The 17,875-nt window shown below is 48.1% G+C and carries 12 protein-coding genes; 11 read left to right on the top strand and 1 reads right to left on the bottom strand.

What is annotated here, in order from left to right; translation table 11 throughout:
- Positions 1-438 precede the first annotated feature (438 nt).
- The 4 genes from Pr1d_RS05620 (at position 439) to Pr1d_RS05635 (ending at position 7,245) form a co-directional block, all read left to right on the top strand.
- On the top strand, positions 439-3,519 hold the full coding sequence (locus Pr1d_RS05620) for an alkaline phosphatase family protein (RefSeq protein WP_148072615.1): 3,081 nt from the start codon (positions 439-441) through the stop codon (positions 3,517-3,519).
- 73 nt (positions 3,520-3,592) lie between these two features.
- Complete coding sequence (locus tag Pr1d_RS05625) at positions 3,593-4,762, top strand: PEP-CTERM sorting domain-containing protein (RefSeq protein WP_148072616.1); 1,170 nt, start codon at positions 3,593-3,595, stop codon at positions 4,760-4,762.
- A 186-nt stretch (positions 4,763-4,948) separates the two neighbouring features.
- On the top strand, positions 4,949-5,611 hold the full coding sequence (locus Pr1d_RS05630; RefSeq protein WP_148072617.1) for a carbohydrate binding domain-containing protein: 663 nt from the start codon (positions 4,949-4,951) through the stop codon (positions 5,609-5,611).
- Between the two features lie 149 nt (positions 5,612-5,760).
- Positions 5,761-7,245, top strand: a complete 1,485-nt coding sequence (locus Pr1d_RS05635; RefSeq protein ID WP_210417895.1) for a glycoside hydrolase family 26 protein — start codon at positions 5,761-5,763, stop codon at positions 7,243-7,245.
- A gap of 20 nt (positions 7,246-7,265) precedes the next feature.
- On the opposite strand, the gene Pr1d_RS05640 is transcribed toward Pr1d_RS05635, so the two are convergent.
- A complete protein-coding gene (locus Pr1d_RS05640; protein WP_148072618.1) occupies positions 7,266-8,327 on the bottom strand; it encodes a LacI family DNA-binding transcriptional regulator in 1,062 nt (353 codons plus the stop codon).
- Between the two features lie 492 nt (positions 8,328-8,819).
- Here Pr1d_RS05640 and Pr1d_RS05645 point away from each other — a divergent pair, with 492 nt between their 5' ends.
- From Pr1d_RS05645 to Pr1d_RS05675, 7 genes are all read left to right on the top strand, one after another.
- Positions 8,820-10,067, top strand: coding sequence for a DUF1559 domain-containing protein (locus Pr1d_RS05645; protein WP_168205070.1), 1,248 nt, complete (start codon positions 8,820-8,822; stop codon positions 10,065-10,067).
- Positions 10,068-10,151: 84 nt separating this feature from the next.
- Entirely contained in the window at positions 10,152-10,616 is a 465-nt protein-coding gene (locus Pr1d_RS05650; RefSeq protein ID WP_148072620.1) for a hypothetical protein, read from the top strand.
- A gap of 93 nt (positions 10,617-10,709) precedes the next feature.
- Positions 10,710-11,345, top strand: coding sequence for a (2Fe-2S)-binding protein (locus Pr1d_RS05655; protein WP_148072621.1), 636 nt, complete (start codon positions 10,710-10,712; stop codon positions 11,343-11,345).
- Complete coding sequence (locus tag Pr1d_RS05660) at positions 11,345-13,444, top strand: xanthine dehydrogenase family protein molybdopterin-binding subunit (RefSeq protein ID WP_148072622.1); 2,100 nt, start codon at positions 11,345-11,347, stop codon at positions 13,442-13,444. Before Pr1d_RS05655 ends, Pr1d_RS05660 begins: the two co-directional genes overlap by 1 nt.
- Positions 13,444-14,412: an FAD binding domain-containing protein gene (locus Pr1d_RS05665; RefSeq protein WP_148072623.1), complete on the top strand. Its 969-nt coding sequence runs from the start codon at positions 13,444-13,446 to the stop codon at positions 14,410-14,412. Before Pr1d_RS05660 ends, Pr1d_RS05665 begins: the two co-directional genes overlap by 1 nt.
- 298 nt (positions 14,413-14,710) lie before the next feature.
- Positions 14,711-16,102 carry a Gfo/Idh/MocA family protein gene (locus Pr1d_RS05670; protein ID WP_148072624.1) on the top strand — a complete coding sequence of 464 codons (1,392 nt, stop codon included), beginning with the start codon at positions 14,711-14,713 and terminating at the stop codon, positions 16,100-16,102.
- 387 nt (positions 16,103-16,489) lie between these two features.
- On the top strand, positions 16,490-17,827 hold the full coding sequence (locus tag Pr1d_RS05675; protein WP_148072625.1) for a glycoside hydrolase family 5 protein: 1,338 nt from the start codon (positions 16,490-16,492) through the stop codon (positions 17,825-17,827).
- The last annotated feature ends 48 nt before the right edge of the window (positions 17,828-17,875 follow it).

Genomic DNA, 17,875 nt, shown 5'->3' on the forward strand with positions numbered 1-17,875 from the left:
CCTAAACACACCATGTCAGTGCCCTCCGGGAGTCAGAATCTACAACCCTGATAAAGAGGAGAACGGGCTTTGCACGGGAAAAATACATAAATGCCAGAGACGTCAAGAAAAACCAAAAAACTTTGTGCAAGTATTTGCAATCGCGTAACTTTTGGCTATATTGAGACCTAGAGAGTTGAGTAAGCCTCGATTTTCGCACAGTGGGAAACTCCCACTGTCCTTGAAAAGAAGGGGCAAAAAGTCCGTCTATTGGTTTCCGATCGTTTGCATACTTTTCAGAGCAAGGGAATTGGCTGCCAGTGAAAGGCTGTTTGGCCAGATAAATTCCAAACAGCAGGGATTTCATAGACGTTACGGTTTTCAATCCTAGTCTTTAGTACTATTCGCATTATTTTCTCTTTTTTGAACAATCCTATTCCTATTGGTGATAGGTGATATATGTCCAATGGACAAAAGCATAGGCGTATCCTCCTCATCGGTTGGGATGCTGCCGACTGGCGAGTGATTAATCCACTGCTCGAAGCTGGGAAAATGCCGGCACTCGAGTCGTTGATTAATCGCGGCGTGATGGGCAACTTAGCGACAATTCGTCCAATGCTTTCACCAATGCTGTGGACTTCTATTGCGACCGGCAAGCGGGCTTTTAAACATGGCATTCACGGCTTTGCCGAGCCGACGGCCGACGGAGGGGGAATTCAACCCATTTCCAATCTTTCACGTAAGGCGAAAGCTTTTTGGAATATTTTCAATCAGAGCGGCATGACAGGCAACGTAGTAGGCTGGTGGCCGAGTAACCCTGCCGAGCCAATCCGGGGCACCATGGTGTCTAATCTTTTTCAAATGGTTGCTTCTCATGATCCGAGTGAGCCTTGGCCATTACGCCCTGGTTCGGTTCACCCGCGTCACCTGATGAATACGCTTGCCGAACTGCGTTTTCATCCTACTGAACTTCACGAGAATCAGATCCGACCGTTTATTCCACATGCGGATGAAGTTGACCAAGAGGTGGATAGTCGCATGGGAGTTTGTGCGAAGATGCTAAGCGAATGCACGACAGTGCACGCAGTAGCTACTCATTTGGCACAGACCGAGCTGTGGGATTACATGGCTGTCTATTACGATGCCATTGATCACTTCTGCCATGGGTTCATGAAGTATCATCCACCCCAGCAGGAACATGTGAGTGATACCGACTTTCGGCTTTATTCGAATGTTGTAGAGGCGGCCTATCGATACCACGACATGATGCTTGCAACCTGGCTGAGTCTCGTAGGTCCAGAAACCACGATTGTATTGCTTTCGGACCACGGATTTCATCCTGACCACTTGCGTTTGCAGCAGATACCCTCCGAACCGGCAGCTCCGGCGGCGGAACACCGTGATCTAGGAATCCTGGTCATGGCTGGTCCCGACATCAAAAGGGATGAACGCATCTACGGAGCTACTTTACTCGACATTTGTCCCACTTTGCTTGCTGTTGCTGGACTACCAATCGCGGACGATATGGATGGAATTCCATTGTTCCAGGCCTTCAAATCGCAAATAGATATCGAGCGAATTCCTAGCTGGGAGGATATCCCAGGGGATACTGGCCAGCACCCTAGCGAAGCAACACTGAACCCACAAGAATCTCAGCAGGCCATCGAACAATTAGTCGAGTTAGGCTACATCGAAAAACCTGCCGAAGACGTGCAGGACGCAATCCAACAAGTTCTTCGCGAACTGAAATATAATCTAGCTCAGTCCTACATGGACGCAGATCTACACCAAGACGCAATCGAGATACTAGAAGTTTTGCACTCGGAATCTCCGAATGACAATCGTTTCATGTTGCGAATGGCACTTTGCTATCAAGCTTTAGATGACATCGACAAGTTAGAGCTTCTTGTGGAAAAGATGAAGCAGGCAAGTGCTGAGCTTTCGAAGCAGTCTGTTATAAAACTTGTTGATCAAGTTCAGATTGTGGTTCAGCGAGTTTTCACTGAACATTCTGAGAAGAATGCGGAATCTAGCGAGTCCCCTCCAGCGGAGACACTTGAATCTTCTACTCAGCTTGCGGATCCCGTTTCCACCGAGACCAATGGCGATGTGAAGTCCAACGAGGATTGGTCTGCGCTCAATGACTTTATAGCTTCTCTTAAAAAGAAAGATGACCAGCCGAGCAGAGAGGGGTGTTTGAATGAAGACACTCCCGAAAGTTTGCCGCTGAAGAAAGTAATTGAGCTGGCGAACGATGAAGAGAAGCAAAAAATCCACAAGTTGGTTGCAGCTGTCAGGAGCAATCCCTATTCCTTTGACTACCTTGAGGGATATGTAGAGCTGGCTAAAGGTCATATTGAGACCGCTCTTGAGTTTTTCCGTCGGGCAGAACAGGCCGAACCACTTCGTCCATGGCTTCCAATTCAAATTGGAGAGGCTTATCTGCAATTGAAGAAATGGGCAGACGCCGAGCAAAGTTTTCTCAGAGCATTGCAAATGGACGATGAGAACGCATATGCGTTCGCTGGCTTAGCCAGGAGCTACTTGGGTCGACGCATGAACCAAGAAGCTGCGAATGCTGCGATTAATGCAGTTGGTATTCTCCATCACTACGCATTTGCTCATTATCTTTTGGGTATCGCCTTACATCGTTTGGGAAAAGTTAAGCGAGCGGTTCAAGCCTTTGAAATGGCCGTCACTATCAATCCGAATTTTGCGGAAGCCCATCGGCGTCTGGCTCTAATTGAAGAAAAATCTCTCGGCAATACTCCGAAAGCAAAGGAACATCGAAAGCTAGCAAGACGTGGTTACTTTTCTTCACTGCGAAATCGACCCAACGTACTGCCAAAACCTGTCTTTGGCATTGCATGCCCGGGGCAGAAGGCAGGCGGCAGTACTAACGGGTTTTCTCATGTAATTGAGAATCGCTTGGCATTAAGACCTGACATCAATCTAAACAATATCGTTACCGTTGTTTCAGGCCTACCTCGTTCAGGAACCTCGATGATGATGCAAATGTTGGGTGCTGGGGGCTTGCAACTTTTGAGTGATGAAGAGCGTAAGCCTGACAAGGACAATCCGCGTGGATATTTTGAGTACGAGGCGGTGAGGCGTCTGCAAAGTGAAACTTCCTGGATTGGCAAAGCTCGCGGCAAGTGCGTCAAGGTAATTGCTCAATTACTTCCCAGCCTACCGGAAGGGCGGTATCGCTTGATTTTCATGGATCGCGATTTGGACGAAGTGATCAGCTCCCAGCGAAGAATGTTGCAGCGAGTTGGCAAGGATGGCGCCGTCCTTTCTGATGAACAGTTGAAAAACACATACGCCAAACAGGTATCAATACTAGGAAAGCTGCTAAAGCGAAGTCGTATACCAGTACTCCTTGTAAATCATCGACAATGTGTTGAACAACCACACATTGTTGCTGACGAAGTAAACCGTTTCTTGGGAGGAAGGCTTGACACCACGGCAATGGTCCATGCTGTGGATCCCCGTCTCTATCGACATCGAGTAGATTCGTTGTGCGAAATGAAAAGTTGAAATGTAGACAAACTACACGAGTTACCACGAGATCCTCTTTTATCAACTCTTTTTATAGTGAGGTGCTTCAATAATGAAAAAGAAACAAAAACAAGCAAAAAGAGAGCGTCGCGCATTTGACGTTCGTTTACACAGCTACGCGAATCAGGCGAAACTGGCATTATCCGACACTGCATGGCGAGAGAAGTTGGGAGTTGCCTGCACGATGTCCGCTGCGGCAGGAGCAGCACTTTCGATGAGCCCAGCAGCCGAGGCCGGAATCCGGTATAGCGGGGTCGTAAACAACACCGTTGAACGACCGAATCCAGCAACCTTTCTTTATCCTGGACCACCACAAATCACGTATGGAGCATTTGGAAATTTTGCAATCACAAATACAGCGGGCTCCGAGGTAGGACGATTCGCATTAGCAGCACGTATTTTCAACGTTTATGGCTATCTCGGCATAGCTGCATTTGGGTCGACGCCAGCTATTTACTATCATTGTAACTCGGCTTGTGGTCCTACAGATCCCAATTTTCAGGCTCTCGGGCGACCTCGACTATCCAATGGAAGAATGCGACCTAGCCCTGTACCGGATGGAGTATCGATTGGTCCGTCTGGGGCTCAGTTCAATGAAGGCACGACGGGAGGAGGGACGTCACCAGTATCACTGACTTTCTTTGATCAACTTCCTACACCGGGCAACGACGACCGTTCGCTTCGCAAGTGGTCCTATGGAACTGAGCAGACTGATTTTCATCTCTGGGAAGGAAGCCCAGGAACTTTGTCTGCTGGTGAATTTGCTGGCATCAAACTAACGATCGACGGTCAGCCCCATTTTGGTTGGATTCGAATTGCAATTGCCAATGAAAACCATCCTCCTGGCACTGCGAATGCCCGTAACGGGAACCCATACCAGGTAACAGCAATCGACTGGGCATACGAAACGATACCCAACACTCCGATCTTAGCTGGCGACACCGGAGTTTCTGCGGGTTCGGCCGACTATGATGGTGATGGTGACGTAGATGGCAATGACTTCTTCGAGTGGCAACGCGGCAACTCGACAAATGGCTTAACACCCGGCGATCTGGAGTTGTGGCAGCAACAGTATGGAACAAACCCCTTGACGGCCGCAGTGGGTGCCGTACCTGAGCCGTCAACCGCAGCAATTCTTAGCTTGGGAGTTCTGGCATTAGGGGCAACAGGGGTGCGCCGACATCGAAATGTGAACAGGGATAGGCAGGAGCAAAGCTTGTAGCTCATGGCCCGAGATTGTTTCGTGGTCTCGTAGCGAGGTTTCACAATTCAATTAACCAATTATGGGGACCCCATGTTTTCACCGACTTAAGTGTACAAGTACTTTTAGTAGAGGATCTTCAGGTAACCGCTGTGGTAAACCTGCTAACTTTCTGTCTTTTCGTTTCTAACTTTGGAGGATTGACTAATGAATGAAGGCTTATCTTTACGAGTCCAATGGTTCGCAGTTGCTATGCTTGCCTCTTGCAGCTTTGCAGCATCTGCGGGGGCGACGATTCTTGTAGACGACTTCGAAAGCTATGCTGATGAGGCCTCGTTTGACGCGGCTTGGTTCCCTTCGGGAGCAAGTCAAGCAGCTACGGTACCTCCGTCGCTGGATACTGCGGTATTCCATTCTGGCTCACAATCGATGCGAATTGATTACAACTTGGGAAACGACCCCTTCTTCGGCCAGGTGAGACATAATATTTCTCCCTCTCAAGACTGGTCGAACTTAAGTGAAGTTGAGTTTTGGTACCTAGGCCAAGACACTAATTCCGAGGAGATACTAGGTTTTCGATTCTATACCAGTTTCGGAAGCGAAATCGGACGGGTCCAGTTTCCAATAAGTCAAACGAAAGTAACTACTTGGACACGGGGCGTATTGGACCTTAGCAATTTCACACCGGGAGGTGCAGTGGGGCAAGAGAACGACGTTGCACAGATTCGAATTGCTCTGACTGGGTCAGATTTTGGAAGTGGCGTGATTTGGATCGACGATATTCAAGGTGTACCAGAGCCTACCAGCATGGCACTGGTATTTTTGGGGTTATCTGGGGTCCTTCTTGTAAGCCGCCGGAGATGTGCTTGAGGTTCTTCTAGACTGAAAAACAGCCCGTCGCGATGTGTCACAACACGTCGCGGCGGTCTTGTTGATTTGAAAAGCCTTACTATTGTAGCTAATTGCTACACTAGTTCACGAAAAGATCTTGTTTCGAGTATTCAAAGGATTATTGCAAAATGCCTCGCTTTTCGATCAATAGACAATTCATGGTGCCACGGATTTTGCAAACCACGAGTTTGGCGTTTGCATTAGCTTTTATTGCCGTCAAAACAACTACCACCCATGCTCAGGTAAGCAATGTACTGAGCTCTTCGCATTCTGCTGGGATCACCCCTTCTCCCCAGGCTCAGAATGTATATGACTTGCTCACACAGCTAGAGAATAATTCACGCAACGGTATCAAACAGACCATCATGGGGCAGCACGTGCAAGCGCACAAGGAAACCTATGTTGGCCAGTACTATGACCGAGTCGGTCAAATTACCAATGGTAAGCTTCCCGGGTTTTTGGAGTTAGACATTGGTTCCGGCAACTATAGTTCATCGTATAGTGCGCCCTATCTTTACCAAGGAATGACTTTGGCTACGAATGCTTGGGAAAGTGGTGATTCTATAATCGGATACAGTTTCCATATGTCTGTTCCTGGTTCTCCTAGAAAGGCTTTCGAGTATGTTTTTCCCAAGCCCGAACACGACGATGCCTGGTTTGCGAGAACGATTGATAAGACGGGAAACACACCTGAGTACCAATTGCTGATGCAAGACCTGTCCTTCGCAGCAGATCGATTGGAAACGTTTAAGAACAATGACATCCCAATTGTGTTCCGACCCTACCATGAGATGAATAAGTTGGTCCATCCTTTCTGGTGGGGCAATCGAGATCCGGATGACTTCAAGGCGCTATGGAATCTCACGCACGAATATCTTGTCGAGGAACGAGGACTTGACAACCTGCTCTTTAGTTGGAGTACGTATGGGTGGGATGGAACTTACGGAGGTTCTCCATGGGAGTATTATCCCGGCGACGACAAAGTCGATATTGTCGGAGTGGATATCTACGAAGGCAATCCTTACTTTCCATCTGAGTTCTACAACGACATGGAATACTTGGATAAGCCGCGAATTGTTTCTGAAACCAACAAAATGCCTGCACGGTGGGGAGACAGTGTGTTCCCTCAAAGCGTTTCTGAAATCGATGCGCGTCCTTATGCGATTTGGACGATCTGGGGGAGCTTACTTGAACTCAATCTGGACGAGTCCACTCCAAATCAGTGGAACGTCTCATCAAATAACAAAGCTATTCGCGACACGTATAACTACTTCAGCAACCAAGACGGAATTTGGAGAGTTCTGAGTGGTGGGCCCAATGGAAGTTATGATTTTTCCTACCTTGCCGATCCACCAGCAACGAATCCTGATTTCAACGCGGACGGATTGGTAGATGGAAGCGACTTCTTGGAATGGCAACGTGGATATGGGACATTGTATGACAACACCCATTTGGAGGCTTGGCAATCGGCTTACGCTGGAGGAACTACGCTGTTGACTGCTTCCTCCATCGAGATACCTGAACCTCTCAGCGAGATAATGATACTACTCGGCATGACGATTGCATTGGCTCATAGCGGTAGAATCAACCGAGAGACTTATTGCTCGACTTAGCAATCAATTTGGATTTAATGTTAAGACGCTTCGCTTGGAGCAGCAACCGAATCACGCTCTACCAGTTGTGCTTCGATTGTTACGACGCTAGTCTTTTGCATGTCCTCGTTTAACCTCTTGAGGATCATCTCAGCGACTGCCTTGCCCATTTCTTCGCTATTTAGTCGCATCGTAGTGAGCGGAGGATGAAGGTTTTCAGCAAAATCTAGGTTATTGAAGCCGACTACCGATATATCTTTCGGGATCGAGAGTCCCAATTGGCAGGCAGCAGTGTAGATTAGCCTTGCTTCGTGATCTGACACGCAAAATACAGCAGTGGGACGAAAATCGCTTGAAAGAAGTTCAATTGCAACTTGCAACGCATTGTCACCAGAAGGATCTATCTTCCAACTACGGCACTGTACAGTTTTTCTTTTTCCGCACTTAGCCTCAAACGCTTCTCTACGCCTGATCGCCCAAGTTTGGGCCTCGATTTCTCGGGTTGAAAAGCATGCGATTCGGCGGTGCCCTCGTTTCATAAGATATTGAGCTACTGCCGCTGCGCCCTTTTGATCGTCTGTTTCCACAACGTCAGTTAACCCACCATTAGAAGTGCTATGATCTATCACTCCAACTGGTACCGCGCGTTCGATGAGATCGCGAAAATGTTCCCGGTATGCCACGGCATACGTTGGCCAGAGTATTAGTCCATCGACTCGACGATCCAACAAGCGACTTATTAACTCAAAGCCTTCTTCTTTTTGAGATTCAAACACCCCCAACTCCCGCCAGCCGCTGGGCCAAACTGTGATCGGAAGATAGTCAGAATCAGCCAACGTCGTATGGATACCGTCTAATACGCCTACCCAATACGAATCAAAAGGGGGTATCATCACTCCTATTGTTTTGGTTTGTCCACTCTGGATGCCACTTACGAGAAGATTTTGACGCCACCCCATGTCTTTCGAAGCACGGAGGACTCTGTTGCGTGTTTCAAGAGCATAACGATCTCCCTTGCCTCGTAGAATACGCGAAGCAGCGCTCAGAGATACATTGGCTTCTTGGGCAACGTCTTTCAGACGGGGCACCGAACATCGAGGCATTCTTGCACCATTCGTAGTTCAGATTGGGCTAGTTACGTATCGTACCTATCAAGGAACAAACATTCTCTCGGCTCAATGAGCGATCGATGCTTCGAGCCTAGTTTCATCAATTTTAAGCGTGGTGAAAAGAGGAAAGTTAAACCCGTATCGTGCCGCATTTCCGGCTAGTTTATTGACGGAGAAAACTTTTTAGTAATGACTGGACATGAGCTAATATAGCCATTAGAATACGCTAGTGCAAGTAGTTGCACTTAGCTTTTGCATGTAACTAATCTTTTTCAGTCTAAATTCGAAAAATCGTCAACTTTTCAGTCGGAATTGGCTTAATTGCCGGGCAAAATCGTTCAAAAATTTGCCTGGAAAAATGTCTGCTGTGACACCTAGCAGGGAGTCCTGATCTTTATCTGATAGTTATTCTTCTAATGGAGCAATTCCATGTTCGAAAAAGCGAAGTATTTGCTCAGTTTGTGTTTCAAAAATGAATCTGTTGGCATGAGTAGCCGATCCAAGGCAGCCAGGCGTGGTTCTTCTTCAGGGCAGGTCTCGTGCGAATGGATTCAATCGGCGGATCGTTCATACGAACACGCAGTCGTGCCAGTGTTCTGTCGTTCTCCAATCGGTCAGATAGGCCGGCAACATCTGTTCCAAAGGATGGCTAGTCGTGGCTGTTCACGGCAAGTTATTGGCTTTACTCTCGTGGAACTCCTAGTAGTGATCGCTATTATTGGAGTGCTGGTCGCACTATTGCTTCCAGCTGTTCAAGCGGCACGTGAATCTGCCAGACGGATGCATTGCGCGAATAATCTGCGGAACATCGGACTAGCGCTATTGAACTATCACTCCTCTCACAAGTCATTCCCACCTGCAATTACACTTCTTCCACGTGATGAATTGCCAGTCGGGACTCAAAACAATGCTACAGGAAATGGCACGGCACTTCGTCCAAACTGGGCTATTCTACTTTTGCCTTTCTTAGAGCAACAATCTCTATATGACAGTTTTGTCCTCAAAGACCCGTCGGGGAATAGTCTCTATATCAAGGATGACTTAAATCGTGTCCCGCGTAGCACAGAGCTTGAGATCATGATGTGCCCTAGCGACGATGGACACCAAACCCATTACGGTTTGACACCTGTCGGGTTTGATTGGGCCAGAGGAAACTACGCAATCAATTCCATGCAGGGGTTTGCACCCCGGTACAAGACGGATTGGGAAGAACCATCTTGGAGAGGAATATCAGGGGTCAACACGGGTCTAAGAATTGCTCAAATTGTTGATGGAACATCAAATACACTGTTGCTGGGAGAAATCCGTGTTGGGTTATCCGAAAGCGATCCTCGTGGAACTTGGGCTTTGGGGTGGTGTGGTTCCAGTGTCTTATGTCGCCATGCTACCAATCTCACGGGAGGTCCGAACACATGCCAAACAGGTGTTGATGATATTTTTGGAGCCGGCAAGATCCAGGCCGACGTCGGTATAGCCCGATTGGAAGCAGAATGCATGACCGTCTTTGCATCAGCTTCTTCTAGCGCTCAAACGGCCACGAGAAGTCGACACGTCGGAGGAATTAATGCCACGATGGCTGATGGTAGTACTCGATTCATAAGCGACTATATCGAAGCACCATTAATAGTTGGGACTCAAAACCCGGATTACAACCGAAGTTTGAGAGAAGAGGGTGGGGTCTGGCAGTACTTGAACATATCGGGTGACGAGAATTCGCTCGGAACAATTGAATAGGTGGTCTAGAGTGCATTTTGAGGAGCAGATACTTCGTAAAATCAATCTTGCCATTAAGTCCACTATGCATAAAGTCAATTAATAATGAATGCGATCGAAAAACAAGCCATTGGTATCCAATTGCTGGTGCCTCACAAGTTTTCCATCAAGCATTTCTTATTTACGGGAGCCTTCGTTTTTTGCTTAGGTTGCAATAGTGAACCCTTCGATTTTGTACAAGCTTCAGGTGACTTGGCCTATGAGGATGGCACTCCATTGCCAACCGAAGGTGGATTGAGAGTGATTTTTGCACCAACCCAACCACCTATCAACGGAGAAATGTATCCTCCTTCAGGGGCAGCTTTTCCCGACGCCACGGGAAAGTTCTCACGCGTTTCAAGTAGCCGTCCAGGTGGAGGTCTTGTACGTGGTGAACAAAAAGTAGTAATTCTTTACCAGGACCTTGATTCTAAGCGTTTCGTTCCGAAAGAATATACAAGTGCCGCTTCTACTCCACTGGTAGTCAACTCTGATGATGCGCCCTTCAAATTGAGAATCCCTCGCCCGTAGAATTCTGACATAAGTAGTGTTCCTACGCCAAAGCTATGAAATCGTGTTGAAATAAGTATTGCAACTCCGGAAATCGAAGGGAGTAATTGATCCATGGTGGATAGAAAGCAAGATTCCAAGAGTGGTTACTCTCGCAGAGAGTTCATTAAAGGGGCCGGCGTGGCTGCCTCGGGATCGACATTGCTCCTCGGCAAGGACAATCCTGCCGTGGGGGCATCTGAGAGCGAAGACCAAGGTTCGGGAATTCGTCGAATCCCAGGATCAGGCCAAATTCTAACGCTCGAAGTAAACGGTGTAAAGAAAAGTCTACATGTCACACCCAATACAACTCTTCTTCATGTGCTTCGAGAATCACTCGATCTTACGGGTTCAAAAGAAGTATGCGATCGAGGTTCTTGCGGTGCATGCACGGTACTCCTCGATGGGCGAAGCGTCAACAGTTGCATGCTTTTGGCTTTTGATGCCGAGGGAAAGTCAATCACTACAGTGGAAGGGTTGAGTAAAGATAATCAACTTGACCCAGTGCAAAAAGCATTCGTAGAAAACGATGCTTGTCAATGTGGATATTGCATTCCTGGTTTTGTTATGCGCACTCGTGCCTTGTTGAATGAAAAACCTCAATTGAGCAAAGAAGACATCAAGAGTGGACTGAGTGGAAATATCTGCCGCTGTGCAGCCTATTCAGCTATTCTCTCAGCAGTTGAACAAGCAGCTCAAGGAGGCAATTAATGGCTATTCAATTGGACAATCGCGTTGCACTGGAAAATGACGCCCCTCGAGCCGACATCCTTGAAAAAGTAACGGGGAAAGCCAAGTACACTACCGACTATTATCTGCCTCAAATGATGTGGGCTGCCTACATCCGGTCTCCGGGTGGACGCGTCCAGTTGAGGACTCCAGATCTTACTGCAGCTAAGGCAGTTCCTGGAGTATTGGAGATTGAGATTAAGAAGAGCGGCGGCGGTTATCATGGTGACCGCCTGGGGCATATTTGCGCTGATTCTCGTCAGGCTCTCGAAGAGGCAATGGCGGCTCTCAATCTCAAATTTGATCAACAAACTCCGCGAACCAGCTTAGAAAAGGAAATGACTCCCCTGGAGTCCTTAAACCCTCCTGAAAATGATGGGGAAGTGGCAGAGATCATCAAGCACAGCGAGCTTGTGGTTGAGGCAGTTTACTCTACTCAAGTTCAGACACACTGCTGCTTGGAAGCCCACGGAGCTGTTGTCGACCATAAAGGGAGCTCTGCAGTGGGCTATGGATCAACTCAGAGTAACATAGGATTTCGAGATGATCTTGCCCAACAACTTGGGCTCAAGGCGAATCAAGTTCAGTCAAATTGCGAATACGTAGGCGGCGGATTTGGAAGCAAGTTTGGCTTAGGGGTTGAAGGACGGCTGGCGTCACAGATGAGCCTAAAATATGGCCGACCGTGTCGAGTGATTTGCAACCGAAAAGAAGAGCAGATCGATACCGGCAATCGCCCAGGAAGTTTGCAGTCCATGAAGCTTGGTCTCTCGCTGGATGGCAGTATTCGAGGCGGCCGAATAGCTACTTGGGGATCCGTTGGCCCTACCGGGGGCGGCCAATCTTCAGACGGTGGAGGGGGTGGCGGTGGAGTGAGAAACCCCTCGCGCTACCAGTTTGGAACGATTGCAAAGACCCACGAAGATGTGACTCTCAACGGTGGATATCCCACTGCCATGCGGGCGCCGGGCCATCCTCAAGCAATGTTCGCCATAGAACTCATGATGGATCTTATGGCCGAAAAAGTCGGAATCGATCCGCTCGAGTTTCGAATCAAAAACGAGAAGAATGCTACGCGTCAAAAAATGCTTCGCGCAGGAGCTGAACTGATCGGTTGGTCAGATCGACAGCCAGCTGGATCGACGGATGGTCCCATGAAACGCGGATATGGAATTGGGGTAGCAGATTGGTGGAACAGTCCTGGCGAAGCCACCATAGCAATCAATGTCTACCGTGATGGGACAATCGAAGTACTAAGTGGTGCTCAAGACATAGGCATGGGGTATCGGACTTTATTGCGAGACATTCTCGCATCACAGATCGGTGTTCCACACGAATTGATAGTCGTCAAAGTTGGTCGTGGAGAATATCCACCGGGTCCTGCCAGTGGAGGATCGGTTACGAGTCGCTTCACGGCTCCAAGGGCTTTTCAAGCTTCTGACATGGCCAGAAACGCTATCTTTAAATTGGTTGCCAAGGAATGGGGAATACAGAGTTTCTCTGATTTGGAATGCTCTGACGGCTTCATTAAACATCAGGACAATTCGATCTCATGGCTCAAAGCATGTCGATTGATGAATCAAGATCGAATCTCTGTTTCGACAAGTGAAAGTGGTCCCTACTGGAAAGATCCCACGCAAAGTGAAGCAGTGCAGTTTGCAGAGGTGAATGTAGACGTCGAAACAGGTATTGTACGAGTAAAAAAGATTGTGGCTATCCAAAGTGTGGGATTGCCGGTCAATCGCCTTGCGATTGAAAATCAAGTAAGTGGAGCTGTGATTCAAGGATTGAGTTACTGCTTGTTTGAGAATCGTATCCTCGATCGTAATACCGGCACCATGGTGAACGCCAACATGGACATGTACAAGATTGCTGGTCCGCTCGATGTGCCGGAAATCGTACCCATCATCTGGAAACCAGATAGAGAAGTGGGAGTTAATTCCGTAGGGGAACCTCCGGTGATTCCAACTGCCGGTGCCATTGCAACAGCCGTAGCGAATGCAATAGGTGTGCAAGTTCGTTCACTGCCCATTACACCTGATAAAGTGCTTAGCGCGCTCGCTGAGAAGGAGAAGTCATAGTGTTGCCATTTCGCCTCTCCATTGCTGACAACTTCGACGCGGCTCTGGCCGAATATTCCGAAAGCAAGTCGACTCTGATTGCTGGTGGAATCGATTTATTAGATCAGATGAAGGAGCAGATTCTCACGCCAGAATCTGTGTTGTCCATTGGGAGACTTACGGAGCTAAACTACATTCGTGTTGAAGATGATGGAGTGCATATCGGAAGTGGCTGTACACTGGCAGATATTTCCCGTCATGATTTGCTTGCTCGCGAGTACCGGGGATTTCACCATTCGGCCGCTAAAGCGGCGACTCCGCAGATACGAGAGCGTGCGACTGTTGGGGGAAATCTCTGTCAGCGGCCTCGGTGCTGGTACTTCCGCAACTCAGAATTTGATTGCCTAAAAAAAGGTGGTTACACGTGCTTTGCCGTCGAAGGCGAAAACCGCTATCACGCAGTTTTTGGTGAAGGACCGTGTCACATCGTACACCCTTCTAACATAGCACCGGCACTTGTTGCCTTGGATGCATTCCTTGTAGTGAACTCAATGGAGAATCACGAGCAACGGTATCCCGTTGTAGATTTCTTCAAGATGCCACACGAGATGCTGTATTCAGAAAACCTTCTTCGGCCAGGTCAGATTATCTCAGAAGTTATCTTGCCAAAACGGCCGTCTCATAGTGCATCTATCGAATTTCGTGAGAAGCAAAGTTTTGACTGGCCATTGGTAAGCTGTTGCGTCGCGAGAATTGATAAGAAATGGCGAGTTTGCTTAGGGGGAGTTGCCCCCATTCCTTGGCTGAGTCACTCAGCAATGAAGGTACTAGGAGACAAGGATGTCACCCCTGAGCTCGCCGCCCTCGCTGGAGACGCAGCCGTGGAAGGCGCCGATCCAATGTCAGATAATGATTACAAATTGGCAATGATCAAAGTCGCTACTAAGCGATCACTACTTGCCGCTTCAGGAATAGAGGTGCCATTATGAACGACATAAACTCTTCATCCAATCCCATAAACGATTCTTCTCAACCCCCTCAGAAATGTTGCCAAAGCTTGCGTTCAAAGAGCATGTATTATCTCCCAGACGAACGACCGGGAAAAATACATCTAAGCGATACACAGCCATATTGGTGCGGGGAGACGCAAGAACAACTTGGACCCGATGGAAAAGTAGCGACGCCGACGCTGTGCACATCGGGCCGACAATGTTACTGCGACGGAGTTTGAATTGAAATTATTTCATCCTATACGCACAAAAACATATTTGCCCTAAAGCAATTTCAATGAGTTCTAAAACAAAAACATCAGGTAAGGTCTCAGATCGATTAGACCATCACTCTCGTCGTTCTTTTCTAAGAGCGGCGGCTACAGGTGCAATCACCGCCCCATATTTTGTTCCTGCGAGAGCATTTGGTGCGAACGCTCCGAGCAATAGGATCACGCTGGGCTGTATCGGACTAGGTAATCAGGGCACGCCTCTAATGAAACGGTTTCTTGAGCAAGCTGATGCTCAGGTGCTTGCCGTTTGCGATGTTAATCGTGGAAGCAATGGTTACAAGGATGACCACCAACTTCTAGGTCGAGAACCGGCCAAGCAGATAGTTGAAAACTTCTATGCTGAGCGACGACCGAGTAATGTATACAAAGGGTGTGACGCTTATAACGACTTTCGCAAAGTTATCGAACGAGATGACATCGATGCCGTGATTGTGGCAGCACCTGACCATTGGCACGCGATCATGACATTGATGGCGATCGAAAATCATAAAGACGTTTATTGTGAGAAACCTCTTGCGAGAACTGTTTCTGAACAGCAGGCAATAGTACGAGCGGTACGACAACACAAACGTATTCTGCAAACTGGTAGTCACGAACGCTCAAATCCTCTGGTCCGACGAGCCTGCGAATTAGTTCGCAATGGAAAGATTGGAGAAGTCAAGCGTGTCGTTACACACGTGGGACGCCACAATAAAGTAGGTCCCGGACCAGGATGGACCCCGACCCCTGTACCAGACGGGTTTGACTATCCAATGTGGTTAGGTCCAGCACCCGAAGCTCCATATCACAAGGATCGATGTTTGTACCGATTTCGTTTCAACTATGATTATGCAGGCGGACAGGTGGCAAACTTTGGTGCACATTCTAACGACATGGCTCAATGGGGGCTCGGAATGGACGACTCTGGTCCAGTCGAAGTGGAATGTCTCTTCGCGGATTTTCTTCCGGAAGGTAGCTTATTCAACGCGGCAACTTACACCTGTTTTCGGTGCGTTTACGCCAATGGAATCGAACTGATTTGCCAAACTGCGGAGCCAAGCGTTAGATGTATTTTCGAAGGCAGCGAAGGACTAGTCCGAGTTGATCAATTGGGAGCAAATTTCTTTACAATTCCAGAATCGCTTGCAACTTGGGAGCCTGGAGCCAATGATATTCGGCTTGGTTCCGGAGACAATCACTATCGAAATTTCTTAGACTGTGTCAAAAGCCGAAATGAACCTATTGCTCCAGTTGAAGTCGGCCATCGCAGCGGGACTATTTGCCATATTGGCAACATAGCGTGTCGAATGAATGCTCGATTGAATTGGGATCCAGCTTCAGAGAGATTCATCGGCTCGAAGGCGGAGGAGGCGAATTCCTATTTAGAGTCTGATCTCACTAGGCCATGGCATTTGTAACTAGCCATTTTAGAGTGCATTCTCCTCGGATAGGCATTGGACGACGCTTTCGTCTGCCAGTTTGCAACAAAAGGGTGGTAACTTGAAATAAACCCTGGCAGGGTGTACAACTACTTGTATTGGCAGTTTTACAGTCGCGTCAAACAAGGAATACGTTGCTTCCTGTTGATGAACTGGTAGTTAACCGTCTTTGTTGCGCCGATGCGATCTAATTATCTCTCTTCTGAACTGGGGACTCCTCGACAATTGCCAATTATCGAGGTCCGTGTCGATCTTAGTCGCGCGGTCTCTCGGGACTTTCTGGGAGTTGGTGTGCAGTGCGACGCCTATCCATGGTGGGATATTAACGAACTTGAGTGGGATCGTATTTTTAAGAGATTGTCGTATATGAGATCGCCACTTTTCCGAACAATGCAATCCGCCTTTTATTATTGGCATGATATTGATGGAAGCGGAAAGCCGACTTACAGGTTCGACTCTAGTTACGTCAACAAACTTGTAAAACTGCTTGATTGGTGTGAGGCGAACGGTACTCAGGTTATTTTGGGGGAATGGGGAGCTCCCACGAGCGTCACAGGAATTTCGTTGGCAAATGATGACCCGCTCTGGACTAGGATTGTCGTGGAATTCCTCATGGAACTCTTCAGGCGACGCTCTTATCAGTGTGTGCGTTATTTTAATCTGATCAATGAGCCACATGGTTCTTGGTCTTCAACTGCAGGGTGTTTTGACGAATGGCGCAGTGCAATTTTAAATCTCCATCAGGATCTCCAACGCTCCGGACTTCATGACAGGGTTGCTATCGCGGCGCCTGACGCAAATAGCGAATGGCTAAGAAAAACTCTAACCGACTCTGAACTACGCGAAGTTACTGCCATTTATGATGAACACTGGTATGTCACTCGCGATGAGATCAACGCGGGTGCAGTTGAACAGAGATGCCGTGAGCAATGCCGCTGCATTTCGCAGTGTGACCCAGGCAAGCCCTATATTTTAGGCGAATTGGGGATTGTGGATGGTAAAACGGAAGATGATCGACAGCCAAACGTATTCGGTTTCTCCTATGGCGTGGAGATGGCCGACGCCGCAGTTCAGCTCATGAGGGGTGGATCCCATGGCTTTATTGCTTGGTATCTCGATGATGCAATGCACTTCTTCGGTGACGGTGAGATCGTGCGAAGCGACGATGAGCCACTTCCTAAGGATGCTTACGAGCGGCGGAAAGTTTGGGGGATGTGGAACAGTCTAGGAAATCAAATGGGCGATCCCAGCGATGCCCAACTCCGACCATGGTTTTTTACTTGGTCGCTACTTTCACGTTATTTCCCTGCAGGTTGTGAGATTGTCAATGTAGAGTTGGATCAAGACGCCCCTGTCATTATCGCAGCAGCGCGAATAAGCCAAGAAGGTACGAACCACATATCATTGGCGATTGTAAATCGCGAAGATGCTCCTCGAACTGTTAGAGTCCATATACCGGAAATGCAGGTTCTAACTACGTTGGCACGCTTTGATTACTTCGATTTGGATTCCGATGATCGACCAGATTCTTGGCCGACCAGTATCGATAACCAAGGATGTGACGTGTTTCCCTCACCGTCACTGTTTCTGTCAGAAGTCGATTTCCAGAGTGGATTAAAGATAGCCCTCGATGGCCGAGGGGTTGTGATCCTGACTTCACTCGAAACGGCTGAGACAATGCCCCCTTTGTATCGATCTCCATAGCAATACATACCTTTCGTTGAATCGCGCAGAATCGCTGATATGGTGACT

Source organism: Bythopirellula goksoeyrii (assembly GCF_008065115.1).
Taxonomy (GTDB): domain Bacteria; phylum Planctomycetota; class Planctomycetia; order Pirellulales; family Lacipirellulaceae; genus Bythopirellula; species Bythopirellula goksoeyrii.

What these genes read in the sequence shown, in the direction of transcription:
- Pr1d_RS05635 (WP_210417895.1), top strand. Translation starts at nt 5,761, where the DNA reads ATGCCTCGCTTTTCGATCAATAGACAATTCATGGTGCCACGGATTTTG.
- Pr1d_RS05620 (WP_148072615.1), top strand. Translation starts at nt 439, where the DNA reads ATGTCCAATGGACAAAAGCATAGGCGTATCCTCCTCATCGGTTGGGAT.
- Pr1d_RS05640 (WP_148072618.1), bottom strand. Translation starts at nt 8,327, where the DNA reads ATGCCTCGATGTTCGGTGCCCCGTCTGAAAGACGTTGCCCAAGAAGCC.
- Pr1d_RS05630 (WP_148072617.1), top strand. Translation starts at nt 4,949, where the DNA reads ATGAATGAAGGCTTATCTTTACGAGTCCAATGGTTCGCAGTTGCTATG.
- Pr1d_RS05655 (WP_148072621.1), top strand. Translation starts at nt 10,710, where the DNA reads ATGGTGGATAGAAAGCAAGATTCCAAGAGTGGTTACTCTCGCAGAGAG.
- Pr1d_RS05660 (WP_148072622.1), top strand. Translation starts at nt 11,345, where the DNA reads ATGGCTATTCAATTGGACAATCGCGTTGCACTGGAAAATGACGCCCCT.
- Pr1d_RS05670 (WP_148072624.1), top strand. Translation starts at nt 14,711, where the DNA reads ATGAGTTCTAAAACAAAAACATCAGGTAAGGTCTCAGATCGATTAGAC.
- Pr1d_RS05650 (WP_148072620.1), top strand. Translation starts at nt 10,152, where the DNA reads ATGAATGCGATCGAAAAACAAGCCATTGGTATCCAATTGCTGGTGCCT.
- Pr1d_RS05675 (WP_148072625.1), top strand. Translation starts at nt 16,490, where the DNA reads ATGAGATCGCCACTTTTCCGAACAATGCAATCCGCCTTTTATTATTGG.
- Pr1d_RS05645 (WP_168205070.1), top strand. Translation starts at nt 8,820, where the DNA reads ATGAGTAGCCGATCCAAGGCAGCCAGGCGTGGTTCTTCTTCAGGGCAG.
- Pr1d_RS05625 (WP_148072616.1), top strand. Translation starts at nt 3,593, where the DNA reads ATGAAAAAGAAACAAAAACAAGCAAAAAGAGAGCGTCGCGCATTTGAC.